This is a genomic window from Thalassotalea montiporae, assembly GCF_053485855.1.
In genome coordinates this window covers 509,188-533,183 of sequence record NZ_JBQRUO010000002.1, presented here as the reverse complement: position 1 = coordinate 533,183, position 23,996 = coordinate 509,188, and the positions used below count along the sequence as shown (strand labels likewise).

The 23,996-nt window shown below is 44.0% G+C and carries 24 protein-coding genes; 17 read left to right on the top strand and 7 right to left on the bottom strand.

Features of this window, described 5'->3' with window-relative positions; genetic code table 11:
- Nucleotides 1-152: 152 nt before the first annotated feature.
- The 12 genes from gspC (at nt 153) to gspN (ending at nt 11,925) form a co-directional block, all read left to right on the top strand.
- Nucleotides 153-1,124: a type II secretion system protein GspC gene (gspC, locus tag ACSLUR_RS08900; protein WP_448553748.1), complete on the top strand. Its 972-nt coding sequence runs from the start codon at nt 153-155 to the stop codon at nt 1,122-1,124.
- A gap of 101 nt (nt 1,125-1,225) precedes the next feature.
- On the top strand, nt 1,226-3,271 hold the full coding sequence (gene gspD, locus ACSLUR_RS08895) for a type II secretion system secretin GspD (protein ID WP_448554366.1): 2,046 nt from the start codon (nt 1,226-1,228) through the stop codon (nt 3,269-3,271).
- Nucleotides 3,272-3,330: 59 nt separating this feature from the next.
- Nucleotides 3,331-4,845 carry a type II secretion system ATPase GspE gene (gspE, locus tag ACSLUR_RS08890; protein ID WP_448554364.1) on the top strand — a complete coding sequence of 505 codons (1,515 nt, stop codon included), beginning with the start codon at nt 3,331-3,333 and terminating at the stop codon, nt 4,843-4,845.
- 12 nt (nt 4,846-4,857) lie between these two features.
- Nucleotides 4,858-6,078, top strand: a complete 1,221-nt coding sequence (gene gspF, locus ACSLUR_RS08885) for a type II secretion system inner membrane protein GspF (RefSeq protein WP_448553746.1) — start codon at nt 4,858-4,860, stop codon at nt 6,076-6,078.
- 2 nt (nt 6,079-6,080) lie between these two features.
- The gene (gspG, locus tag ACSLUR_RS08880) at nt 6,081-6,545 is read left to right on the top strand and encodes a type II secretion system major pseudopilin GspG (RefSeq protein ID WP_448553744.1); all 465 of its coding nucleotides are present in this window, start codon (nt 6,081-6,083) and stop codon (nt 6,543-6,545) included.
- 101 nt (nt 6,546-6,646) lie between these two features.
- Entirely contained in the window at nt 6,647-7,240 is a 594-nt protein-coding gene (gene gspH / locus ACSLUR_RS08875) for a type II secretion system minor pseudopilin GspH (RefSeq protein WP_448553742.1), read from the top strand.
- Nucleotides 7,240-7,659, top strand: coding sequence for a type II secretion system minor pseudopilin GspI (gene gspI / locus ACSLUR_RS08870; RefSeq protein ID WP_448553740.1), 420 nt, complete (start codon nt 7,240-7,242; stop codon nt 7,657-7,659). The genes gspH and gspI overlap by 1 nt, the downstream gene beginning before the upstream one ends.
- Nucleotides 7,659-8,354, top strand: coding sequence for a type II secretion system minor pseudopilin GspJ (gspJ, locus tag ACSLUR_RS08865; protein WP_448553738.1), 696 nt, complete (start codon nt 7,659-7,661; stop codon nt 8,352-8,354). The genes gspI and gspJ overlap by 1 nt, the downstream gene beginning before the upstream one ends.
- Nucleotides 8,347-9,378, top strand: coding sequence for a type II secretion system minor pseudopilin GspK (gspK, locus tag ACSLUR_RS08860; protein WP_448553736.1), 1,032 nt, complete (start codon nt 8,347-8,349; stop codon nt 9,376-9,378). Before gspJ ends, gspK begins: the two co-directional genes overlap by 8 nt.
- Nucleotides 9,379-10,590, top strand: a complete 1,212-nt coding sequence (gspL, locus tag ACSLUR_RS08855) for a type II secretion system protein GspL (RefSeq protein WP_448553734.1) — start codon at nt 9,379-9,381, stop codon at nt 10,588-10,590. It abuts the gene before it with no gap.
- A complete protein-coding gene (locus ACSLUR_RS08850; protein ID WP_448553732.1) occupies nt 10,590-11,060 on the top strand; it encodes a type II secretion system protein M in 471 nt (156 codons plus the stop codon). The genes gspL and ACSLUR_RS08850 overlap by 1 nt, the downstream gene beginning before the upstream one ends.
- A 115-nt stretch (nt 11,061-11,175) precedes the next feature.
- Nucleotides 11,176-11,925, top strand: a complete 750-nt coding sequence (gene gspN / locus ACSLUR_RS08845) for a type II secretion system protein N (protein WP_448553730.1) — start codon at nt 11,176-11,178, stop codon at nt 11,923-11,925.
- On the opposite strand, the gene yrfG is transcribed toward gspN, so the two are convergent.
- Entirely contained in the window at nt 11,915-12,592 is a 678-nt protein-coding gene (gene yrfG, locus ACSLUR_RS08840) for a GMP/IMP nucleotidase (protein ID WP_448553728.1), read from the bottom strand. The genes gspN and yrfG overlap by 11 nt on opposite strands.
- A gap of 100 nt (nt 12,593-12,692) precedes the next feature.
- Here yrfG and nudE point away from each other — a divergent pair, with 100 nt between their 5' ends.
- The 3 genes from nudE to ACSLUR_RS08825 all read left to right on the top strand — a co-directional run bounded on the left by nudE (nt 12,693) and on the right by ACSLUR_RS08825 (nt 14,754).
- Nucleotides 12,693-13,253 carry an ADP compounds hydrolase NudE gene (gene nudE, locus ACSLUR_RS08835; protein ID WP_448553726.1) on the top strand — a complete coding sequence of 187 codons (561 nt, stop codon included), beginning with the start codon at nt 12,693-12,695 and terminating at the stop codon, nt 13,251-13,253.
- Entirely contained in the window at nt 13,250-14,086 is an 837-nt protein-coding gene (gene cysQ / locus ACSLUR_RS08830; protein ID WP_448553723.1) for a 3'(2'),5'-bisphosphate nucleotidase CysQ, read from the top strand. The genes nudE and cysQ overlap by 4 nt, the downstream gene beginning before the upstream one ends.
- 71 nt (nt 14,087-14,157) lie before the next feature.
- Entirely contained in the window at nt 14,158-14,754 is a 597-nt protein-coding gene (locus ACSLUR_RS08825; protein ID WP_448553721.1) for a YceI family protein, read from the top strand.
- Between the two features lie 239 nt (nt 14,755-14,993).
- On the opposite strand, the gene ACSLUR_RS08820 is transcribed toward ACSLUR_RS08825, so the two are convergent.
- Nucleotides 14,994-16,565, bottom strand: a complete 1,572-nt coding sequence (locus ACSLUR_RS08820; RefSeq protein WP_448553719.1) for a putative bifunctional diguanylate cyclase/phosphodiesterase — start codon at nt 16,563-16,565, stop codon at nt 14,994-14,996.
- A 441-nt stretch (nt 16,566-17,006) separates the two neighbouring features.
- Between ACSLUR_RS08820 and ACSLUR_RS08815 the strand changes: the two genes are divergently transcribed.
- Nucleotides 17,007-19,544: an acylase gene (locus ACSLUR_RS08815; protein ID WP_448554362.1), complete on the top strand. Its 2,538-nt coding sequence runs from the start codon at nt 17,007-17,009 to the stop codon at nt 19,542-19,544.
- Between the two features lie 283 nt (nt 19,545-19,827).
- Nucleotides 19,828-20,730, top strand: coding sequence for a MaoC/PaaZ C-terminal domain-containing protein (locus tag ACSLUR_RS08810; RefSeq protein WP_448553717.1), 903 nt, complete (start codon nt 19,828-19,830; stop codon nt 20,728-20,730).
- Between the two features lie 26 nt (nt 20,731-20,756).
- Here the strand turns inward: ACSLUR_RS08810 and ACSLUR_RS08805 are convergent, their stop codons facing one another.
- The 5 genes from ACSLUR_RS08805 to ACSLUR_RS08785 form a co-directional block, all read right to left on the bottom strand.
- The gene (locus ACSLUR_RS08805; RefSeq protein ID WP_116001939.1) at nt 20,757-20,993 is read right to left on the bottom strand and encodes a YheU family protein; all 237 of its coding nucleotides are present in this window, start codon (nt 20,991-20,993) and stop codon (nt 20,757-20,759) included.
- Complete coding sequence (locus tag ACSLUR_RS08800; protein WP_448553715.1) at nt 20,990-21,961, bottom strand: hydrolase; 972 nt, start codon at nt 21,959-21,961, stop codon at nt 20,990-20,992. The genes ACSLUR_RS08805 and ACSLUR_RS08800 overlap by 4 nt, the downstream gene beginning before the upstream one ends.
- 142 nt (nt 21,962-22,103) lie before the next feature.
- Nucleotides 22,104-22,790 carry a flagellin gene (locus ACSLUR_RS08795; protein WP_116001938.1) on the bottom strand — a complete coding sequence of 229 codons (687 nt, stop codon included), beginning with the start codon at nt 22,788-22,790 and terminating at the stop codon, nt 22,104-22,106.
- A gap of 149 nt (nt 22,791-22,939) precedes the next feature.
- Entirely contained in the window at nt 22,940-23,068 is a 129-nt protein-coding gene (locus ACSLUR_RS08790; RefSeq protein ID WP_258872166.1) for a hypothetical protein, read from the bottom strand.
- A gap of 93 nt (nt 23,069-23,161) precedes the next feature.
- Complete coding sequence (locus ACSLUR_RS08785) at nt 23,162-23,887, bottom strand: tetratricopeptide repeat protein (RefSeq protein ID WP_245961519.1); 726 nt, start codon at nt 23,885-23,887, stop codon at nt 23,162-23,164.
- Between the last annotated feature and the right edge of the window lie 109 nt (nt 23,888-23,996).

The following is a 23,996-nucleotide window of genomic DNA, read 5'->3' as shown; positions in this document are numbered from 1 at the left end:
ATCAGCGCTAGGTTACATATAACTACGAATTTTACTGTAATAAGAATGATATTTACTCGTATATACAATAAAAGTGTCTAGGCTCTCTTGTTGCTTTGCCTTTGCTCAAGTATCATCACTGCTAATATGGAACTAAAATAATATGTTTTACCATGCAGTTGCCTGACAACTTGGTGTCATTTAGCGAGTATTTCAATAAACTACCGCAAGTGCAGATCGCAAAAGCGATAAGCCTCATTATTCTTCTTTATATCGCTTATTTGCTGGCGCAAATTACGTGGCAACTTGTGCCTATTGAGCAAACACCGACAATATCTATTCAAGACTCACCGTCTTCCCAAAGCTCGTCTTCATCGTCTCGATTTAATGTTGAACGCTTTATCTCTCTGAACATTTTTGGCCAATACAACACTGAACAAGTCGTTGAAACACTGCCAGAAGTGCAAGATGCACCCGAAACTAAATTGAACTTAACGCTGTCTGGGGTGGTCGCAGCTAGTGACCCTAAAAAAGCCGCAGCCATTATTGAGCATAATGGCAAGCAGCAAACTTATGGTGTTGGCGATAAGATAATTAATACACGAGCACAGCTTCATCAAGTGTACGCTGATCGGGTGATATTAAAGCAATCTGGTCGTGTCGAAACCTTGATGTTAGACGGTTTTGACTATAACAAGCAGCCAAAGCCAAGTGTCATCAAAGCTTCATCTAATCGTGATAAAAACCGCGCGTCATCAACTAAAAGTCGCCCTAATCGAAGTACAGTCAAGCGAGGGCAAGCGGTAGATCAGCGTAATAATGCTGAGCTGAGCAAAGCGATGAAAGCATTAAAAACGGATATTGCTTCAAATCCAGGTAAATTGAGTGATTATTTGAAAATATCACCCAAGCGCGCGCAAGGAAAAATACAAGGCTATCGCTTGATGCCTGGTAAAGATCCCGCATTTTTTAGGGCGTCTGGATTGAAATCTGGCGATGTCGCCGTGCAAATGAATGGCTTGGATTTATCGATACCAAGTGAGTCAGCACAAGCATTAAAGTTATTACGAGAAACCAGTGATCTGGCATTATTAGTTGATCGCAACGGGGAGTTAACAGAAATACTGTTTAGCATTGCACCATGATATTAAGAAATAAAAATAACCGTCGTTCACTATGGCAACAAGCCACTCAGTCAAACAAATATAAGCTAAACAAATTGAAGCGTGTATTTACCCCTTTAGCGATGGCATTGGCGCTTAGCCAAGCGCCGATGAGCAGTACCGCTTTTGCTGCGCAGTTTTCACCGAATTTTAAAGACACCAATATTGATGAGTTCGTTAATATTGTGGGCCGCAATCTCCAAAAAACCATGATTGTTGACCCAAATGTGCGCGGTAAAATTAATGTACGAAGCTACGATTTATTAACCGAAGAGCAGTATTACCAATTCTTCCTCAATGTTTTGGAAGTGTATGGCTTCTCGGCGGTTAAAATGGATAACAACATTATTAAAGTTATCCGTAATAAAGATGCGAAAACTTCAGCAATTCCTGTCGTTGGCGGCGCTGGTGAATTTGTCGGTGACGAAATGGTTACCCGCATTGTTGAAGTTAAAAACGTCACGGTACGTGAGCTTGTACCATTGCTTCGTCAACTCTCAGACCAAGCTGGTGGCGGTAATGTGACCAACTATGACCCTGCCAACGTGATAATGATCACCGGTTCTGCTGCGGTTGTGAATCGTTTAGTAAAAATTATTGAACGTGTTGACCGCGCAGGCGACCAAGACGTACAAATTATTAAACTTAAATATGCATCTGCGGGTGAAATGGTTCGTATCATCGAAGCGATGAATAAACCTAAAGCAGGTGCTAAAGCAGGTACGCCAACCTTCCTTATTCCTAAAATTGTCGCTGATGATCGCACTAACAGTGTAATTGTCAGTGGTGAATCACAAGCGCGTGAGCGCATTACAAAATTGGTTTCACGCTTGGACAGTGAGTTAGAAACCAGTGGTAATACCCGTGTTTACTACCTGAAATATGCCAAGGCAGAAGAGTTAGTTGATGTGCTTGAAGGGGTTAGTAAATCAATTGAAGCGGAAGAAAATAGCGCGAAAACCACTAAATCGCGTAGCCAAAAACGCAATGTCAGCATTGACGCTCATGAAGATACTAACACCTTAGTGATTACTGCTCAGCCAGATATGTTGCGTTCACTTGAAGCAGTCATTCGCCAACTTGATGTGCGCAGAGCGCAAGTGCTGGTTGAAGCGATTATCGTGGAAGTGTTTGAAAGTGACGGTGTTAATTTAGGCGTGCAGTGGTATCACGAAAATGCCGGCTTTACTCAGTTTACCAATGGCCCTGTGCCAATTAGTGCAGCTGGCGCTGCGGCAATTAATGCCCGTGGCGAAGATGGCACGACTGTGACCACCATTGATGGTAACGGCAACCCAGTGACCACGACTAACCCAGATACCGATGGCGATTACACCTTACTAGCGCAACTATTGGGCTCAGTTAACGGTATGATGTTTGGTGTGGTTGATGACAATTGGGGCGCTATTGTGCAAGCGGTGAGTGCTGATACTAACTCCAATATTTTGGCAACACCAAGTATTACCACACTAGATAATGAAGAAGCCTTTTTCATTGTTGGTCAGGAAGTGCCGATCATTACTGGCTCCACAACCGGTAATAACAACTCAAACCCATTCCAAACGGTTGAGCGCCAAGAAGTTGGGATTAAGCTAAAAGTTACGCCGCAGGTCAATGAAGGCTCCGGTGTGCAACTAACAATTGAGCAAGAAGTCTCATCAGTTAGTGGTGCAACCGGCGTTGATATCTCGATCAACAAGCGTGAAATTAAAACCACGATCATGGCAGATAATGGCGACACCGTGATTTTAGGGGGCTTGATTGACGAAGATGTGCAAGAAAGCGAACAAAAAGTACCGCTGCTTGGCGATATTCCAGTGCTGGGTCACTTGTTTAAATCAACCAGTAATACGGTGCGCAAGCGCAACTTGATGGTATTTTTACGCCCAACCATTATTCGCGATGGTACCTTGATGAATGAAGTGACCAAAGCGAAATACAACTACATTCGTGCCGACGAAATTCGCAAGCAAGAGGAAGGCTTGAGCTTAATGGACGGCAGTAAGCTACCTATTTTGCCTGAGTGGAATGATCAATTATCACTGCCGCCAAGCTACGAAGAATATATGAAGCAGCGTGAACAAGACAAAAACGAGTCTGAAAATGGCTCTGATGGTGGTGTTAACTAGCTATGTCGCAAACGCTTGAATCATCGTCTAGTGACGCAACTGACGAGCTAGGTGCAGGAATGAGTGCTGACATGAGTACTGAAATAAGTGACGAGACTGCACTTGCTGTGAGTACTAAGCAATTGCCGTTTGGTTTTGCCAAGCGCCATCACGCTTTGTTGGTGAGCGCTGAGCAAGGTTACCAACTGTACTGCATTGCCAGCACTGAACCTGAAGTGTTAATGGAAGTGCGCCGCTTTTTAGCTGAGCCCTATGAGGTGATTGTTCAATCTCCTGAAGACTTTGAGCAGCTATTAACCGAAGCGTATCAGCGCGACTCATCTGAAGCGAAACAGATGATGGAAGATATTGGCAACGAAGTCGATTTATACTCGCTTGCCGATGAAATGACCGAAACCGAAGACCTGCTCGAAAACGAAGACGACGCGCCGATTATCAAACTAATCAACGCTATGCTGAGTGAAGCGATCAAAGAAAACGCGTCTGATATTCACATTGAAACCTTTGAGCAAGTATTGCAAATTCGCTTTCGTATCGATGGCGTATTGCGTGAGGTGCTAAAGCCAAACCGCAAACTGGCGTCGCTATTAGTGTCGCGTATCAAAGTCATGGCGAAACTCGATATTGCTGAGAAGCGCATTCCGCAAGATGGTCGTATTTCCCTGCGTATTGCTGGCCGTGCCGTTGATGTGCGAGTTTCGACTATGCCAACGGGTCATGGTGAGCGCGTTGTACTGCGTTTATTAGACAAAAATGCCGCCCGTCTTGACCTACAAGACTTGGGCATGACAGATCTAAACCGACAGCGTTTTGCCGAGCTAATTGACAAACCGCACGGCATTATTTTGGTGACCGGTCCAACTGGCTCCGGTAAATCAACCACCCTGTATGCAGGCCTTAGCCAAATTGATAACCATCAACGCAATGTATTAACGGTTGAAGATCCCATTGAATATGCCATTGAAGGTATTGGTCAAACCCAAGTGAACACTAAGGTTGATATGACCTTTGCCCGTGGTTTACGCGCAATTCTTCGTCAAGACCCTGATGTGGTGATGGTTGGTGAAATTCGTGATTTAGAAACCGCACAAATTGGCGTGCAAGCCAGTTTAACCGGTCACTTAGTGCTATCGACGTTGCACACAAATACCGCTGCGGGTGCCATTACTCGTATGGAAGATATGGGGGTTGAGCCTTTCTTATTATCTTCAAGTTTACTTGGGGTGTTAGCACAGCGACTGGTACGAACGCTTTGCCCACATTGTAAAGAAGCTCATTTGGCAGATGACGAAGAATGCAATTTACTGGGTATCAGCGACAAACAAACCCAAATTTATCGCGCCGTGGGTTGTAGTGAGTGTAATTTTAAAGGTTACAAAGGCCGTACTGGTATTCACGAATTGTTGTTTGTTGATGACAAAGTGCGTGAACTTATTCACAACGGTCAAGGTGAGCAGGTGATTGAAAAATACATTCGCCAAAGCACACCAAGTATTCGCCGCGACGGCTTCGACAAAGTGTTAGCGGGCATTACCACGTTAGAAGAAGTGCTGCGCGTGACGCGTGAAGATTAACGGAATTTATTTATGGCCGCATTCGATTATTTAGCCGTAAATGCTAAAGGGAAAAACGTTAAAGGCGTGATTGAGGGAGATACCCCGCGCCATGCCCGCAGTTTGTTGCGCGAACAAGGCTTAATGCCAATCGAGATTAATGCCAGTCTTGGTAAAAAATCAGATCGCAGTGAAGGTAAAACAAACCGCAGAGACAAAGTTTCTGCAGCCGATTTAGCCTTATTGACTCGCCAGCTAGCAACCCTCGTCGAATCTGGCCTACCGCTAGAAGAATCGTTAATGGCGGTTGCCGAACAGAGCGAGAAAAACCGTCAGAAAAGCATGATTATGGCGGTGCGCACTAAGGTAACCGAAGGCTATAGCCTCGCTGAGAGCATGGCAGAGTTTCCGCAAGTATTCTCACATCTTTATCGCGCTATGGTCGCAGCGGGTGAAAAGTCAGGTCATTTAGACAACGTGTTAAATCGCCTTGCCGATTACACCGAGCAGCGTCAGCAATTGCGCTCGCAAATGACTCAAGCCTTAGTTTATCCGGTGATTATGACCTTTGTTGCCATTGCCGTGGTCGCGGTATTGTTAACCGTGGTTGTGCCCAAAATCGTGGGGCAGTTCGAACGTATGGGGCAAGGTTTACCTGGCACCACACAGTTTTTGATCAGCGCCAGTGATTTTCTGAGTAACTATGGTTTAGCCATATTACTGATGTTCTCGTTGATGATGCTAGGGTTTAGTCAATTGTTGAAAAAGCCGAAATTTCGTTTTGGTTTTCATCAGCGACTAATTGCTCTGCCAATGATCGGAAAAGTATCTCGCGGTCTTAATACAGCGCGCTTTGCACGAACGCTAAGCATTTTAACTGCCAGCGCTGTGCCGCTACTGGAAAGTATGCGTATAGCGGGCGAAGTGCTAGACAATCTGTATATTAAACAAAAAATCAAAGAGTCAGCTGACATGGTGCGTGAAGGTACCAGTTTGCGAGTTTCGCTTGAGCAAACGAAACTTTTTCCGCCAATGATGCTTCATATGATAGCCAGTGGTGAAAAAAGTGGTGAGCTAGAGCAAATGCTTGGCCGCGCCGCTGACAACCAAGACAGAGAATTTGAAGCCTTGATGAATATTTCTATCAAGGCGTTTGAGCCTGCATTGATGGTCACCATGGCAGGCGTTGTACTCTTTATTGTAATGGCGATATTACAGCCGATATTACAGCTAAATACGTTAGTAGGAAATTAGATATGCATTCAGCAAAACAATCACAAATTCGTGCCACAAAAACAAGCAAACACGCGGGTTTTACTATTCTAGAAGTCATGGTGGTTATCGTTATTATCGGCCTTATTGCCACTATGGTCGTACCGAACATTATTGGCAGCCAAGATCGCGCTAATGTGCAAAAAGCCGTTGCCGACATTACGTCACTAGAAACTAACTTGAAAATGTACAAAATGGATAACTACAACTATCCAACAACCGAACAAGGCCTAGAAGCCTTAGTTACCCAAACAGACGTTGAACCGTTACCGCGCCGCTTCCCAGAAGAAGGTTACATCACGCGTCTACCAAGTGATCCTTGGGGGAACGAGTACCAGCTATTGAACCCAGGTGAAAACGGTAAAATTGATATTTTCTCAATGGGGCCTGACGGTGAAGCAGGCACAGATGACGATATTGGTAACTGGAACTTAACAGACTTTCAATAACCATCAGCGCCAACAAGCACTAGGCTTAAAAGGTTAGCTTAGTGCTTGCAAACTCAATTTGTTTAGTATTATCAACTTATCAGTCATAGCTTGCCATCATCATGTTAAATCGTACTCCTTCATCACGCTCAACTGGCTTTACGCTAATTGAAATGATGATGGTGATTGTGGTGGTGGGTATTCTTGCCTCAGCAATTCAATTCACTTTTCGTGGTAATCAAAGCGATAAACAGTTAGCAAAAGAAAGCCAGCGTTTTGCTGGTATGTTCGAGTTAGCCAGTGAATATGGCATGCTAAACAACATTGAGCTTGGCCTGTATATTGAAGAACAAAGCTATCAGTTTTTGGCATTCGATGGTAAGCAATGGGTTGAGCTGAGCGATACGGAAGCCCTAGTACCTGTAGAATTACCTGAAAACATGGGGCTGTCACTCACGCTTGATGAACTGCCAGTCGAACCTTCGTTGTTAACCGAATTGCAGTTAGTGTTAGCGGAGCAAGATGACTTTAAAGAAGGTGAAGACCTGCCACCACAGCCACAAGTGCTGATGCTATCGGGTGGCGATATCACGCCATTTAGTGTGTCGTTTTATTTTCTTGATGAATTTGCCGACTCTGACATCGAGTACAAGGTGACAGGGCTATACCATACGCCGCTGATGATTGAAGGCCCAATCAACGGGCAGGATAGGTAATGCTAGCTATGCGTTTCGATAAGTCAGCGTTTTTCCGAAAGCGACCAGCAAGCAAACGTGGCTTTACCCTGATTGAAGTGATGCTTGCCATGGCGGTCTTTGCCATTGCCTGTGTTGCGCTTTTAGGCGCAGCACAAAGTAACTTTGACAACTTATCTCGTCTTGAGCAGAAAACGGTGGCCAATTGGGTGGCTGCTAATCAATTGACTGCAGCTAGTTTAGATACGCAAACTTGGCCGCCGCGCAACAATCGCAAAGGGCAAGTGGAAATGGCTGGAGCCACTTGGTATTGGCAGCAGAAAGTTGTTCGTACTCAAGATGCTAATTTGCGCCAAGTAACGATTGAAGTGCGCCAGCAAGCCAGTGATGAACAGCCACTTTCCGAGCTAACCACCTTTTTGGCAAGGACGGCCAAATAATGAAATCGCGTTCAGTGCAGTTATCAACTCAATTGAATAGGCGCAACAAGGCTTACCAAGCGCAAGGTTTTACGCTAATTGAAGTGCTCATTGCCATGGCGATTTTTGCGATGGTGAGTCTAGCCAGTTTTACCATATTTGATACTGTATTTCGCAGCGACGAACAGTCACGCATTAAGAATGAGCGTATTAATGAACTTAACCGCGCGTTTATTGTGATTGAACGCGACATGCTGCAACTGACTCGCCGCACAATGCGCATCAATGGCGAAGCACCTAGTAGCCGTTTTATTCATTTAGACGATCAAGGCTTTTTCTCTGAAACCAATGCCTTAGCTTTTATTCGCTCTGGTTGGGCAAACCCTAATTTACTATTACCTCGCAGTGATTTGCAGTCGGTGGCTTATCAACTCAGTGATAACACGCTTAACCGGTTACACTTTACTTTTGTTGATCCTGTGGTTGGCAAGGAGCCGAAAGTTAGGCCGCTGATCACGCAAGTTGATGATGTTAAATTTGAGTTTTACCAAGCGGGAAAATGGCAAAAAGAAATTAACGGCGACAGTCTTCCACAAGCCATGGCAGTTATTATTCAAACACAAGACTTAGGTGAGATTCGCCGCCAGTTCCTTATTGCTGGTGATGAAGCACAAAATGGCGAAAACGAAGAAGGGGGAGGAGACGCCAATGGCTAACAATTCCTTACCTAAACATTCACTTAGCAAGAATCCCTTAGTTAACGCCCGTGGTGTTGCGTTGATCACTGTGTTGTTGGTTGTTGCACTAGCCGCTATTTTGGCAACGGAAATGAGCGCCCGCCTACAAGTGCAGTTGCAGCGTAGCGCCAATATTCAGTTTAATCAGCAGGCATACTGGTATGCGATGAGTGCCGAAGCATTGGCAAAACGGGTATTACAGCTTGATAACGAGCAAGATGAAGACGTCACCCATTTAAGCCAGCAATGGGCGCGTGGCGAAAACACTTATCCAGTTGATAATGGCCAAATAACTGGTGCGATTTATGACTTACACGCATGCTTGAATTTGAACGCGCTGCGCAGTGAAGGCACTGACAATGCTGGCGACGGAGAAAATAAATCACCTCAGCGACAAACCCTAGAACGCTTATTAGTTAAATTAAATATTGAAGGGGTTGGTGATTTTGAAGCGGAATACATGGCAGATGCCTTAACCGATTGGCTCGATGAAGATGACCGCCTAGTGAGCAGTGGTGGTGCTGAAGATAATGATTATGCTGGACGCGAATATCCATATTTTGCCGCTAACCATTACCTTGCCAGTGTCAGTGAATTACGTGTGATTGAGCACTTTACGCCAGCGATTATCGCGGCAATTTCGCCTTATGTTTGTGTTTTACCGCAAAATGAAAGCCACAAAATTAATATCAATACCTTAACCGATGAACAGGCAATTTTATTGTCTGCAATGCTCGATATCAGCCAAGACGAAGCAAACAATATTATTCGTGCCCGTGATGAAAAAGGTTTTGACGAATTAGCCGAATTTTACAACTTACCAGAAGTAACCCAGCTCAATATCAGCGAGCCACTAAAACAACAGTTTGTTGTTGATAGTGAATACTTTACACTAAAGGCCAGTGCTGAATTCAATAGCAGTTATTTTAACTTAACTTCAATCTTGCAAGTGATTGACAACGAAAAAGTAAACGTTGTGAGTCGCACCATAGGACGTTTTTAAATGAGCGAAATATTATACATTCGTCTCGCCAGCAAACCTGAGCAGCCTATTGCTTGGTTGGTCTGGTCGACTGGCCAGCAAGAAATCATTGCGAGCGGCGAATTACCGGATGCACAGGCACTAGCTACGATTAGCGACAAAGCGCGTCAACGCCAAGTTATCGCGATTGCACCGGGCAGCGATGTATTATTGAAAGCGTTAACTGTGCCAGCTAAAAATGCAAAAGCAATGCGCCAAGCGGTACCTTACATGCTCGAAGACGAGCTTGCGCAAGACGTTGATGAACTATTTTTCGCCTTTGCCGAGCGAGCACCAGCAGGTAGCGAGCATAACTGCCATGTCGCTATTATTGAGCGTCAGCTTATCCAACGTTGGCAAGCACAATTGAGCGACGCTAGCATTACCTGTCGTGTGATGGTGCCAGAAACTTTACTTATGCCACTTGTGGTGGATAAATGGAGTGTTATTGCGCATCAAGGGCAACTGATAGTGCGTCAAGGCGCATGGCAAGGAGCGAGCTTAGATGAAAGCCAGTGGCAGTTTATGACGCAACATTGGCAGCAGCTAGACCCAATGCCAAGTTTTGTGAACTATTCGCCAATTCCATCATTGCCAGTAAGCATAGCATGTGAAGAAGCGCCGGCAGAATTACCTTTGGCCTTGTTTGCCGCTCAACAACAGCGCGATATTAACTTGTTACAAGGTGACTTTGCGGTTAAAACTCAACGCTCACCAGCAATTAAATACTGGGCAGTTGCGGCTTCACTTGCTGCCTTTACTTTATTGTTGCAGCTTGGTGTTAAGGGCAGTCAATGGTATCAATTGAATCAGTCTACTGAGCAGTTGGAACAAGAGATTATTGCAACCTATAAGCAAGCTTTTCCAAATACCAAACGCGTGCGTATCGCGACTATTCGATCGCAGTTAAAACGCAAAATCGCTGAGGCAAGTGGCAGTGCCAGCGAAGGAGATTTTCTGCCAATGCTTGCCAAATTAGAAAGCGCATTTGCGTCAGTTCCTGAACTGCAAACGAGCTCATTACGTTATGACGGCAAACGCAATGAATTACGACTGCAAGCAGAGGCAAATAGCTACCAAGCATTTGATAAGTTTAAAAGTGCGCTTGAAAAGTCTCGCCTAGCCGTTACGCAGGGCGCTCAGAACAATCAGGGTAACCGTGTCACCGGTTCCTTTAGTATTAAGGAGTCGTAATGAAACAGTGGTGGCAACAACTACAAAGCAGAGAGCAGCAATTGATTTTGGCGATGGCAGGTGTGCTCTTAGTATTTATCCTGTTTCAAGGGGTATGGCAGCCGATTCATCAAGGTGCTGACAAAGCAGAGAAAAAGCTCGCCCGCACACAAGAGCTTTATCAATACGTTAAAACCAATACCGCAAAAATAAATAGCAGTACCGCAAGTGTTCGCCAACCAAGCCGAGGTGGCAGCCTTTCGGGGTTAGTGAATCGCGTTGCTGGCCAATATCAAATCTCAATTGCTCGTATGCAGCCGCAAGGTGATCAAGGGGTGCAAGTGTGGATTGATGAAATCCCGTTTGAACAATTGCTTCGCTTGTTGAATGCTTTGACCCAACAACACGGCTTAGTGGTGAGTAATATTGATGTGACAACTGGTAATAGCGCAGGTACGGTAAAAATTCGCCGCTTAACGCTTAGTCGATAAACGCTAAGCCTTTAAACTTCAAGCATTAACCTAAAGCAGTAAAAAATAATTCGTAAAACATTGAGCTGTTAACGACCATCGAGAATTAACACGCCAACGATAGACCACGAGACATATGACGTTAAAAATCAAAATAGCATTGGCCGCTGTACTTGTTGCAGCCTACCTTGTTTTTGTTATTGCCTTAACACCGGCAGCACTACTCGTGGAGCATAGTAAACTTCCGAAAGGGTTAGCCCTAGGTGAAGTAAGCGAAACTATTTGGTCTCCGCAGATTAGTGCGGTTCGCTACCAAGGGGTAACAGTTAATCAAATTAGTGCCGACGTGTCGCCGTGGTCGTTATTAGCGTTATCACTTGCGGCAGAGGTGAAATTCGGCAGCCGTTTAAGCGATGGACCTGAAGGACAAGGATACCTTTCTTTAAGCCAAGACAAGGTAGAAATCAGCGATTTTAGCGTGCAAATGCCTGCAGGCGAAATTGCGCCATTACTGCCACTGCCAATCGAACTTGATGCTTTTGGTCAAGCTGAGCTTGCCATTGATGAGCTAACCTTAGCTGGTAATCAGTGTGTTAGTGCGAAAGGGCGATTAACGTGGCAACGCGCTGCAGTTAACGCGTTTGAACAAAGTATTGAGTTAGGGAGCTTTAAGGGCGAAATTTCTTGCCAGCAAGGGAAGTTGGCTGTGAAAATTTTGCCAGATAATCGACTGGGTTTACAGTACACCGCGTTGCTTGGCTTAGATGGCCGCGTTAGTGGTCAAGGTTACCTAACGCCGGGTAATAACTTTCCGGCACAGCTGCGCGACACGCTGCCATTTATTGGTAACCCTGACGCCCAAGGGCGCTACGAACTTAAATTTTAGGAGCTGTCGCTAATATTTCTGCAGTCATCACGCGATAATCTGTAATTGCTGGGTAACCCGTGATTTCACGCGCAGGTTGTTGACTGTCAGGGTTTGCGACCGCCAGCAAGTGCTTAATACCAAACGTTTTTGCCGAATCTAAAATCGGCAAGCTGTCGTCGACGAAAAGCGTTTTTTGGCAATCAAATTTTTCCACGGCATGCAGTTGTTGCCAAAGCGACTGTGACTCTTTACTAACACCAAACTCATGGGTTGAGTAAAGCTTGTCAAAGTACTTATCGAGCTGAGTTCGCTCAATTTTTAACGACAAACTACCCGGGTGCGCGTTAGTCACCATCACCACCCGACGACCACTGATTCTTAACGCTTGTAAAAACTCATCGGCATCTTGTCGCAAGGCAATTAAATGCATTAGTTCACGTTTTAATTCGGTAATCGGCAGTTGGGTTTGTTCAGCCCAATAATCAAGGCAATACCAAGCAATAGTGCCGTGAACTTTTTGGTAATGTGCGGTAAGTTTTTCGCGCGCAGCTTCAGTTGAAATGCCAACACTTTCACCGTAGCGCATTGGCAAATGTTCTAACCAAAAGCGATTGTCGTAGTGAAGATCCAAAATCGTACCGTCCATATCGAGCAGCACAGTGGAAATTTCTGACCAATCCAGCATAGATTTATTCCAAGAAAACATCTTATTATGGCATTATAACGATAATAGTTTGTCTACATAACCAACTTTCTCTGAGCTTCGCTTATTAGGTGTGACTACGTTGAAAAACCGCTTACCTCAAATTACCGATAGCCGCATGGTGGCCAAAAGTCGCTTTTTTGCGATTGAGCAAATTGATCTTGCCTTTAGCAATGGGCAAACGCGTGAATATGAGCGCATGGCGGGTAGTGGCCGAGGAGCTGTGATGGTGGTACCTATGCTTGATCAAGAGACTATGTTACTCGTGCGAGAATATTGCGCTGGCACCCACAGTTATGAATTGGGCTTTCCTAAAGGCCTAATTGATCCGGGTGAAACAGGCGAGCAAGCAGCTAATCGCGAATTGCAGGAAGAAGTCGGCTACGCAACTGAGCAGTTACAGCATATTCACGATGTTGCCATGGCGCCCGCGTTTTTTAATGCTCATATGAAAATCTATCTCGCTACAGGTTTATACCCTTCTCAATTAGAAGGTGACGAGCCAGAGCCTTTGGAAGTGGTGCCTTGGCCAATTGCCGACTACCAAAACCTGTTAAGCCAACCTGACTTTAATGAAGCTCGCTCGATTGCCGCATTGATGCTAGTGTGTGACCAATTAGCGCAGCAACAGGAGTTAAAATGACCGAATCACACTCGCTAAGCCCACTGTTAAAAATTGCTATCGACACTGCAAAATTGGCGGGCGAGCAAGTCATGTCATTTTATCGACAGCGAAATTTTACGTCAGAGATCAAAGCTGATGACAGCCCAGTCACTAGTGCTGACCTGGCTGCCAATGAAACGATCATGGCAGAGCTTCAGCGTTTAACGCCGGATATTCCCATTATTTCTGAAGAAGTCGGCCCACTGCCGTTGGAGCAACGTGGCAAATGGCAGCGCTATTGGTTACTTGATCCGATTGATGGCACCGGTGAGTTTATTATTGGCAGTGGCGACTTTGCGGTAAATATAGCGCTAGTGGAAAATGGCTGGCCAGTGATTGGGGTAATTCATGCGCCGGATCATCATTTAACTTATTATGCCGAAAAAGGTGTGGGGGCGTTCAAAGATAATGGTCAGTCGAGCAAGCAAATTCACGTTGCTCGTTACGATGAAAAACGCCCCGTTAAAGTAGCGATTAGCCGCCGCCAAGAATTAAGCTTGATGGGGCAATATTTAAATACTGATTTTGACTTTGAGTATATTGCCCTTGGTAGCTGCTCATTAAAAAATTGCTTAATTGCTGAAGGCGGCGCCGACTGCTATTTGCGAATTGGGCCTACAGGTGAGTGGGACACAGGTGCCAGCCAGTGTATTTTGGAGCAAGCGGGTGGCACTATTATTGACAGCGAATTTCAGTCACTTAGCTACAATGAACGCCACTCATTAATGAATCCTGACTTTTTAAGCTTGGGGGCTGGTGAGTTTCCTTGGCAACAGATCATTAAACCACATCGCGCAGATCGCGAGTTTTAACGGTCGCTATTGTGTAGCTAGAGCAAGTCATATATCCAAGCAATAGCGATAATTAAATCCAAGGAAGAGTTATGCGACGTTTACTTATTCTCACTGTATTAGTTCATTGCTTGAGTTTGCTGTTCTCGCTGCCGGTGTTTGCCGGCTGGCAGCTCAACAGTAGCGAGTCTCAGCTAAGTTTTGTTACCACGAAAAATAGCGAAGTCGCAGAAGTTCACAGCTTTGAAAATCTGACTGGCGATATCAATAAACAAGGGCAAGTAAGCTTTAAGGTCAGTCTAGCAAGTGTCAATACTGACATCCCTATCCGCGATGAACGCATGCAGAAGTATTTATTCAAGCTTGATACTTTTACTAGCGCAGACTTTATCGGTGAGGTTGATATTCGCTTTATTGAAGCTTTGCCAGCTGGGCAAGTGAAGTACTTACCGTTATCTGGGCATATTCACCTTCATGGCAACAAGCAAGCAGTGACGATGAAAGTACAGCTGATTAAGCTTGCGAGAAACCGTTTTGTCGTTAACACGGTAAAGCCATTAATAATGAATGCCAACCAATACAATTTGGCGGCAGGTGTTGAAAAGCTCAGAACAATCGCAGGTCTTAGCAATATAAGTAATGCGGTCCCCGTCACCTTTAATTTATTATTCGAATACCAAACAAAGTAATTTAACCTCAGCTCTGGATAACTAATGTGCCTCTAGCGGCTATTTTTACTGCTACCAGCTTTAAATTTACTTGCAATAGACCAGCTACTGACGCGCAAACTTACCTTGATGTCAGCAAAAATTTCTCGCCAGAAGGTAATGATGAACATAACTATCGGAATTAATTTGTTATTCACTATTTCTTAACTAAACCTGAGGTTAATTTAGCGAAGCGCAAAGTTCTCATTCTTCACTACCTATTAACCATGTTTAGCTTCAGCAAGCGGGCAAAATAAAACACTATGTTCGCTTTTTAACACCTTTTCAATTGGCATTGGGTGAGCGTATACATAACCTTGTATTGCATCGCAGCCTAGTTCTCGTAGCTTGCTTAATTGAACTTGCGTTTCAACACCTTCTGCAACAACACTAAGGTCCATGTTTTTCGCTAGCATTAAAATATATTCGACCAGTTGCTTGTCTTTGTCGGATTTATTGAGTTGATTGATAAAGTGTTTGTCTATTTTTAGACGGTCAGCCTGCAGCTCGCGTAAGCGAATTAAAGAAGAGTATCCAGTGCCAAAGTCGTCGATGGCAATTTTAATACCAAGCTTTTTAAGCTCAGATATTTGGGCTATCGCTCTTTCAAAGTTGCTCACTATAGCGGATTCTGTAATTTCAAGCTCAAGCTGATTGGCTGGAAAGTGCAGCTTGTTGAGTAAGTTACTAATGACGGGAACTAGATTATTTTGGTGAAACTGGCGCGGAGAAAGGTTTATTGATAACGATTGGTCACTAGCGAGTATAGGCTGCATTTCAGATAGTGCTTGCTTTAGCACCCATAGGCCGATTTGCTCAATTTGGCCAGATTCTTCGGCAACATGAATAAAGTCATCGGGCGAAATAAACTGTCCAGCTGTTTGCCAACGCAATAATGCTTCATAACCTATTAACTTACCTGTTTTCAGGCTAGCTTGAGGTTGGTATTGAATATGAAACTCATGCTGACCAATTGCCCTTTTTAAGCCTGTTTCTATGTTATAGCGTTGTGTTAGTTGTTCAAGTATTTGCTCATCGTAGAAGGTAATGTCTCCCTTTCTTAGCTTTTTCGCATGATACATTGCAGAGTCAGCAGCTTTTAGCAACTCAGCTTGGCATGTTGCATCTTTTGGGTAAAGCGCGATACCAATGCTAAATGTCACTTTGACTTCATTTAAATCGAGCAAATAGGGCTGTTGCTGCACTTGGCACAATTTATTGGTGATAGCCTCTAACTGAGCCAATTCCTTATAATTGATGAGCAGTAAGAATTCATCTCCCCCTAGTCGGCCAACCGTATCATCAGCCCCAACACATCGACGTAATCGGTTACCAACTTGTTTTAGTAATGAATCCCCTAAAGCATGGCCATACGTGTCGTTGATGACTTTAAAATTATCAAAATCAACAAAGGCAACTGCCAACTTATTACTGGTCTTTTCATAGTTTTTCAGTAATACCGCAAGCCTGTCTGTCGCAAGGGCGCGATTTGGTAAATGAGTTACTCCGTCGAAAAAAGCAAGATTTGTTATTTCTCGATTCAGCTTTTTGATGTCTTGCATACGTCTGAATGTATAGATACTGCCGACTGCGCCCAAATAAAACACAAAGAGCAATATTTCGTCGAGATCCCAATCTTCATGCGCTCGAGTAAATTCAAATAACAATTCAAAGGCTTCAATTTCCGATATTAAGGTTAATAGTGTTAACCCCGACACTAAAAAGAGAGCAATGAACAGTTCAATTTGAGCGCGTTTTCTTAGTTTTTTAGAGAGTGTTGTTTGGCTTGGCAACGTAAAAGCACTCCTTGCTAAGATTATTCAACCAGTATAGGGGATTCATAGCGAAAGTGATAAAACAGGTGAAGAGCTGCAACTTAATGGCAATCTAGTTCAAATAAATTAATTAGCGCCATTTGCCTTTTGAAGTAAATCCAATAAGCCACATTATTTATCTTTCGAATTATAGTTAGCCCAGAGTTTTGGGCGTTTTTTAAAGAACCTCTTATTTTTCATAGCTGTTTTGATGACAACTTTCGTTCAGAAGGCGAATAGTTAGCTATTAGTGATGCTTATTTGAGCAATTCAATTCGCTATGCTACAAAATAATTCATGTATGGCATTTGTGGAAATGTCTGCATCAATCTAAAAAAATAAATATATACAAAGACATACAACAAGGCATAAGCAAAAGAGGAACGTACTTTGATATCACTAAACTCACCTGTAAAAGGTTTGGGTAAGCTCAGGCTGCTTAAACCCATCTCATTACTGTCTTTTTCAATTTTATTGAGCGCCTGTGGAAATGGCGATTTTAAATATAATAGTCAACCAAGTTTTGAACCGCCGACGCCAGAAATTCCACAGCCGCCAATGCCAGTTGATGTCGTACCTGCATTTGCACCTGACGGTCAGCTTAGCGCTAATATTCGTTGGACAGACTTTGGTGTGCCACATGTTAAAGCCGATAGCTTAGAGAGCTTGGCTTATGGTGTTGGTTATGCGTTTGCCAGAGATAACATCTGCATTCTGGCGGATCAAATTCTTAAATATAACTCTGAGCGCGCTAAATATTATGGCCCTGATATGGTGCCTGGATCTGGCGATTCCGAGCACTTAATTAGTGATTTTGGTTTCCTTACTCTAGATATTCGAAATATCGCTCAAAATAGTATTCGCGGCATGTCGGCTAATTCGCAGGCGATGCTGTCAGGCTATGCGCAAGGTTACAACAAGTATCTTGCAGATACTGGCACAGATAATATTGACCCTGCGTGCGCTGGCCAGCCGTGGGTACAGCCAATCAGTGACCTTGACATGTTAACTTACTCCTTGGGGATCGCGCATTTACCTGGTGCTGCGAACTTCTTAGGCGCAATGTTTGCTGCCGCGCCTGAAGGTGAATCATTTTTACCCTTTCCAAAAGGGAGTAAAGCGGCGAAAGCAGCTGCTGTAGAGCTGCCTTTTCAAGTTAACCCGAAAGTGACGATGCCAGAGATAAACGAGCAAGAACTTGGCTCAAATGGCTGGGGGCTAGGTAAAGACAAAACCGCGAACGGTAAAGGTATGGTTTTGGCAAACCCTCATTTTCCTCATACAGGCAATCTCAGATTCTGGCAATTTCACTCGACTATCCCTGGCTATATGAATGTCATGGGTGGCTCGCTGATGGGCGTGCCAGGGGTTGTGAATATTGGTTTTAATGAAAATGTTGCTTGGACACATACGTTTTCTACCGCTGAGCATTTTGTCTTGTATCAGTTAACATTAAACGATGGCGACCCTAGTCAGTTGTCACAAGTTGTTGATGGGGTAAATCGCCCGATTACTCGCCGCGAATTAGTGATTGATGTGGCAGTGGCACCGGGGCAAACCATTCAACTAGCGAAAAACAGTTACTCAACTCATCAAGGGCCTATGGTTGTTGTGCCCGGCGCTTTTGAATGGGGACCAGATGGCGATGCATACGCAATTAAAGATGCCAATACCGCCAATTTAGATATCGTTGATCACTGGCTGGCGATGAACCTTGCCACTAATATGGACGAATTTAAGCAAGCGTTTAGAGATCATGACGGTGTTATTTTTAACAATACCATGGCGGCAGATCGTGAAGGTAATGTATTTTACATTGATGATTCAACCGTACCGTTTTTAACCGCCACTGCGATAACTGAGTTAACAACCAATCCGTTATTGATCGGTGCTAAACAACAAGCTGGCTTTACCATTTTGCCAGCCTTTATTTCGGCGTTTGATTTTGACCGACCGGTTCCTTATGAACAAGCACCGAAATATTCAGGCACTGACTATGTGCAAAACTCTAACGACAGCTTTTGGCTAACGAATGCACAAGCCCCAATTACTGGTGTTTCGCCGCTTTATGGGCAAGTGGATAATCAACAATCTTTGCGTTCACGTATGGCGCATAAATTGTTGGCAGACGCGGCTGGCAGTGATGGTTTGTTTACGCCTGAAGAAGTGGAACAAGCACTGCTCGGTAATCGCAATTATTTGGGTGAAGCAGTACTCAGTGACTTATTAGCAATGTGCCAAAATCAGGGCAACACACCTGTTAATGTTGATGGCCAAAATGTCGATATTAGCGCAGGCTGCAGTGCCTTGGCGCAATGGGATGGCACAATGAATCTTAACAGTAGTGCTGGTCACTTATTCCGTGAGTTTGCTTTTCAATTTAATCTAGCGCCGCAATGGCAAAATGATTTCGATCCGGCTAATCCTATCACAACACCAAATACATTGGCTGCAACCCCTGAGGTGTTAACTCAGTTTGCACGGGCAATTATGACGGTAGAATCAGCAGGCATAGCATTGGATGAGGTGCTAGGTACGGTTCAGTTTGTTGAGCGCAGTACACCGGATGGGCAAGCAACCGGCGTGAAAATTCCATGGGCTGGGGCGCATAATATTGAAGGTGGTTTTAATGTCTTTAGAGCTGCTACCAGCAATAATGGCACCTTATTGCCACGCCATACATACCCAACACTGCCAAATACCATGATGAGTGTCGAAGGTGAAGGCTACCATATTAATTATGGTAGTAGCTGGATGACAGTGGTGAACTTTACTGATGAAGGACCAGTGGCTCGTGGCTTGTTAAGTTATTCGCAGTCGCATGCGTTTGGGGCGGATCATAATTTAGATCAAACCATGCTGTATTCTCAGCAGCCGCAATTAAGACCACTTCGCTTTACTGAAGAAGACATTGAAAATAATAAAATAGGTGAAATTACAATCACTTCTGGGCAATAATAGCTCAAGTGGCTAATAAATGTTCTAAAAGCCAACGTAATGTTGGCTTTTATGTATAGGACATACGGTATGCCACGGTGACAGGACGTCAATGAGTGGCGAAGTATAGGACATACGATATGCCGCACTGGTGGACGCTAGAGAGACAGGACGTCAATGAGTGGTGAGGTATAGGACTTACGGTATGCCACTTTAATGAAACTAAAGATGATATAGACAGGATGTCTCTATGTGATCAGATGGTCACGGCTTCAATTAAAAAATAACAATAATAAAATTTATCATGACGCCATTACTTCAGACACCGGCACCGAAGTTTCGGTTGCTAACGAGATTACTCGGCAATTTATTGATAAGCCGAGCACAACTAAAAAAACATGTTAGCAGCTGTGAACTGGCGAATAACAAGCTCGTTAATCAGCAAAGTGATTTATCTGCTTACTTGCCGAGTAATAGCTTTGCGCCGCTCGCCATTCGACTTAATGGATTAGCAGCTGATAATTCACGCCAACAAAGCTTTAAGCAACTCTTTAATTGCCAAACCTTACCAATAAGCTACTTGTTTATAGAAAGCTATCGCTATCTTGGGCAGTTGTTATTGCAGGCTAAGCTACCGAGTGGTCTGCTTGGCTTGATCCATATCAGTGCTAGTTTTGAGGAACAACAGCCAGTAAGTTGGCAACAGCCGTTTGACTTGATATTGAGCCTAATAGGCAGCCAGGCAAGCGACAAAGGCTTGGTTTACCGTATTCGAATTGAGATGCTGCAAAACAACAATGTTTGTCTTGTTAGCGAACATCAGTTGTTAGATAAATTTAAAGATTATCAACGGGGTGAAAGAAGGCGGCAGTTCGATGTAGCGAATGCACTTTCAGCGGTGGCTTATCAACCACTGACGCCAGTGTTAGCGCGCAAATATGCCAAGCTATCAGGCGACTATAACCCCATTCATTTGCAACCTTGGCTGGCTAAAATGTTAGGAATGCATGCTTGTGTGATACACGGTATGTATCAGATGCATTGGGCGCTAGTGAATACTGACAAGTCTTATCAAAAAGTGACAGCACACTTTAATAAAGCCTGCTATCTGCCGCGCAAGGTGAGCTTAGTTGAGCAAGCAGGTAACAAGCTGGCGGTATTCTCAAACCACTTTACCGAACGTCATATGCAGCTGACGCTTGAATAGCTCTCATACTGATTGGCAAAAGTGCTTTACTCTGATGCTGACAAATATTGCTCAACTTCCGTATGAGGGATGATATTGACCGTTTCATAGAGCTCTGAATAGACGATCACGGCTTCTCCGCTCGCTAATTGTTGCTTTACTTGCGCAATTTTTTGCGTGAGTTCAACATCTTCTAAACCGTAATCGGTACCTTCTCGCAGTACAAATTCTTGGATTAGCTTTGTTAATGTCTCGGGCTGTATTTCTTGATGGGGAATAATCATAAAAACTGACTCAAATAGGCAGGTGCGCGTTGTTCTAACCAATAAATTGGGTTTAACGGGTTTTTGCCCGCAATAAAACCGACATGCCCACCTTTTTCACTAATCTCAAAATCTATATGCTCAGGCAGTGGTTGGTCTGGCACGATATGCTGATGATCTAAAAACGGATCGTCAGCGGCATGAATAAATAAACAAGGAACATTAATTTTGGCCATCACGGGCTTACCACTGGCACGTTGATAGTAGTCTTCAGCGCTTGCAAAACCATTTACGGGAGCGGTAACCATATGATCAAAATCCCATAGCTCTTTGACTTTTTCCAGTCGGCTTGGATTGATTTCAGGTAACAATTGCTGTTCAACTTTAACTAAGGTGCTGGCCTTTAACATATCGACCAAGTACTTCTGATAGATACGTGAACTACCTTTGGCAATACGACGGCTGCAACTGGTTAAATCTAGTGGCGCACAGATAACTGTTGCAGCTTGATAAGGGTGATCTTGGTGCTCGGCTAAGTAACGGGTTAACACATTCCCGCCTAATGAAAAGCCAACGGCTGCTTTTGGCGCCTGTGGGTAAAGATTTTGCAGCCAATTAGATAAAAAGTTGATATCACGAGTATCACCTGAGTGATAAGAACGTCCATGGCGATTAGGGCGCCCACTGCAGCCGCGAAAATGCATCAGCACACCTATCCAACCCGCATTCTTAATTGCGGTTAACATGCCTTTCGCATAATGGCTATCCGCTGACCCTTCAAGGCCATGCAATACAACCACAATCGGTTTTGCACTATTTCGCTCGGGCAATTCTGTCCACGCTAAATCGATAAAGTCATCGTCGGGCGTTTCAAGGCTTGATTTGTGCAGTGCGATACGCTGATGTTTGCGAAAATATTTAGCCAAAATAGTTTGCAAATGAGCGTTGCTAAGCCACCACGCTGGTTTAAATGAGCTGTTGATTATCATTTTGGCTGTATTTTTGAAAATAAGTTATGAAAAGAAAAAGCCTACCCCATGACACTCATAGGGTAGGCTTGATTATACGGATATTAGTCTGAGATAGAACTGTTGTGTTTGTATTAAGGCATCTGCTTTACAGGCAATTGAACTAAACCAACTGATTCACTAACAAACCACGACGAGAGTCTTCTTCACGGCGCGTAATAATGGCAGCTTGCAACTGAGCTTCAGCTTGTTCTTGTTCTGAACTGGCAGAAGCGAAGTCTGTGTCTTGGATACGTGAGCGTGATGCACTAACGTTTACCACAGAGGTTTCATAGGTACTCACTTGGCTGCCCAAGCTATTGCTGTCTGCACCTAGTGCTGTTGCTTGCTGACTAACACTTTCAAATGCGGTTTCAAGTGCTGCTTGTGTTGCCGCTGGGTCGTTTGCATCTAAACCAGATAAGAAGTTTGGATCGCCTAATGCTTCGCCTGCAATAGCGTTTACTTGTTCCGTTAACTGATCTAATTCGCCTTGAATAGCATTTGGATCGTTGAAAGCACTGCCAGATTGAACTGAAAGCTCATTGGCGCGTTGTAGGCTGTCAGAGATAGCTGTAAGGCTGGCTTCTTGAACGTTATTTAAATTGATTTGATCTTGAGCGTTGACGCTAAGCTGACTGCTCGCATTAATTTGAGAAGTAAGACGTTCAGATATTTGTAGACCAGCAGGGTCATCGGCAGCACGATTGATACGTCGTGCAGAAGAAAGTTGCTCGCGCTCTTCGTCTTGACGTTGGCGTTGCTGCTCAATAAAACTGAGAGAAGTAGATTGTTGGTTAACAGAGATCATAACGACGACACCATATTATCTGAGTTATGCTCCATTATAGCAAAGCTAGCGCAGAAAATGTTTAAAAATTGTACGTGAAATTTATGCTTGTTAACCAACCATGAAGACAATAAATAACTCTATGTTTCGGCTGATAAAATTAATTGGTGCTACTTGTCTTCAGCAATGTTCTTCATAAAGAAGTAAACGTAGTAAGCACAAATAGCCAATACGATAGTCAAGCCACCAAACGAGAACCAGAATACAGGATCGTTAAAGAAAGATTTTAGAATGTCCATGACATGCTCCTTATTTGTTACTGACGACCATTGTAAATAAGGAGCAAAACGGCATAGTGATATAGATCAATAATGCCAGTTAAAGTTGACTAATTATTGACTGTTCTTTGCTCTGATTTCGGCTTGAGCAAGCAAGTTTCGGTAGAGACTGTCAGCTTCTTCTCGTGCTTTTTTAATTTCTTCAACAGGAAGCTTTCGCTCATCTAGCACGCGGCTGCTTTCGGCGGGTTGATAGCCATTGCGTGACGCTATGGTATTCCAAATGTATGACTGAATAATGTCTTTCTCTGTGCCTTTGCCTTCAAAGTGCATTAAGGCAAGATTGAACTGAGCCAACGCGTAATTTTGTTTGGCGGCTTTTTCGTATTCGCGCACCGCTTTGCGATTGTCGCGATAGGTTCCAGTGCCTTCTGCATACATTACGCCCAAATTAAATTGTGCGCTGGCAAGGCCTTTTTCTGCTGCTTTTTTAGTCAGCTCAAACGCTTTTTTCGAATTTTTTTCGACCGGTTCGCCTTCGGTATACATCAAGGCGAGTTCAAACTGAGCATCAGGGTAGTTTTGATCGGCAGCAAGTGACAATAATTCATAAGACTTTTGCAGGCTCTTACGCATTCCCCAGCCATTCTTATACATCATAGCCACTTGGTACTGGGCAGGAGCGTAGCCTTCTTCTAACAGAGGTTGAAACTCTGCCATCGCGGCTTTAAATTGGCCGCGGTTAAGTTCATAAATGCCAGATTTTAAATCGGCGGCGACGCCAGATAACGAGCTTAAAGATAACGCCAAGGTTAGGCTAGCAAGGGTAAGTTTGTTCATAATAACTCTCTTGTCGTAAATGAACGTGTTATTGATAGTTTAGCAAAGTGCATTAAAAGTGCGTAAAACTACTAGAATTCACGTTACAGATCATCGCTTTATAATTATC

Bases quoted from the DNA above. Each gene is read 5' to 3' on its own strand.
- gspC (WP_448553748.1), top strand. From the start codon at position 153: ATGCAGTTGCCTGACAACTTGGTGTCATTTAGCGAGTATTTCAATAAA.
- gspD (WP_448554366.1), top strand. From the start codon at position 1,226: ATGGCATTGGCGCTTAGCCAAGCGCCGATGAGCAGTACCGCTTTTGCT.
- gspE (WP_448554364.1), top strand. From the start codon at position 3,331: ATGAGTGCTGACATGAGTACTGAAATAAGTGACGAGACTGCACTTGCT.
- gspF (WP_448553746.1), top strand. From the start codon at position 4,858: ATGGCCGCATTCGATTATTTAGCCGTAAATGCTAAAGGGAAAAACGTT.
- gspG (WP_448553744.1), top strand. From the start codon at position 6,081: ATGCATTCAGCAAAACAATCACAAATTCGTGCCACAAAAACAAGCAAA.
- gspH (WP_448553742.1), top strand. From the start codon at position 6,647: ATGTTAAATCGTACTCCTTCATCACGCTCAACTGGCTTTACGCTAATT.
- gspI (WP_448553740.1), top strand. From the start codon at position 7,240: ATGCTAGCTATGCGTTTCGATAAGTCAGCGTTTTTCCGAAAGCGACCA.
- gspJ (WP_448553738.1), top strand. From the start codon at position 7,659: ATGAAATCGCGTTCAGTGCAGTTATCAACTCAATTGAATAGGCGCAAC.
- gspK (WP_448553736.1), top strand. From the start codon at position 8,347: ATGGCTAACAATTCCTTACCTAAACATTCACTTAGCAAGAATCCCTTA.
- gspL (WP_448553734.1), top strand. From the start codon at position 9,379: ATGAGCGAAATATTATACATTCGTCTCGCCAGCAAACCTGAGCAGCCT.
- ACSLUR_RS08850 (WP_448553732.1), top strand. From the start codon at position 10,590: ATGAAACAGTGGTGGCAACAACTACAAAGCAGAGAGCAGCAATTGATT.
- gspN (WP_448553730.1), top strand. From the start codon at position 11,176: ATGACGTTAAAAATCAAAATAGCATTGGCCGCTGTACTTGTTGCAGCC.
- yrfG (WP_448553728.1), bottom strand. From the start codon at position 12,592: ATGCTGGATTGGTCAGAAATTTCCACTGTGCTGCTCGATATGGACGGT.
- cysQ (WP_448553723.1), top strand. From the start codon at position 13,250: ATGACCGAATCACACTCGCTAAGCCCACTGTTAAAAATTGCTATCGAC.
- ACSLUR_RS08825 (WP_448553721.1), top strand. From the start codon at position 14,158: ATGCGACGTTTACTTATTCTCACTGTATTAGTTCATTGCTTGAGTTTG.
- ACSLUR_RS08810 (WP_448553717.1), top strand. From the start codon at position 19,828: ATGACGCCATTACTTCAGACACCGGCACCGAAGTTTCGGTTGCTAACG.
- ACSLUR_RS08805 (WP_116001939.1), bottom strand. From the start codon at position 20,993: ATGATTATTCCCCATCAAGAAATACAGCCCGAGACATTAACAAAGCTA.
- ACSLUR_RS08800 (WP_448553715.1), bottom strand. From the start codon at position 21,961: ATGATAATCAACAGCTCATTTAAACCAGCGTGGTGGCTTAGCAACGCT.
- ACSLUR_RS08795 (WP_116001938.1), bottom strand. From the start codon at position 22,790: ATGATCTCTGTTAACCAACAATCTACTTCTCTCAGTTTTATTGAGCAG.
- ACSLUR_RS08790 (WP_258872166.1), bottom strand. From the start codon at position 23,068: ATGGACATTCTAAAATCTTTCTTTAACGATCCTGTATTCTGGTTCTCG.
- ACSLUR_RS08785 (WP_245961519.1), bottom strand. From the start codon at position 23,887: ATGAACAAACTTACCCTTGCTAGCCTAACCTTGGCGTTATCTTTAAGC.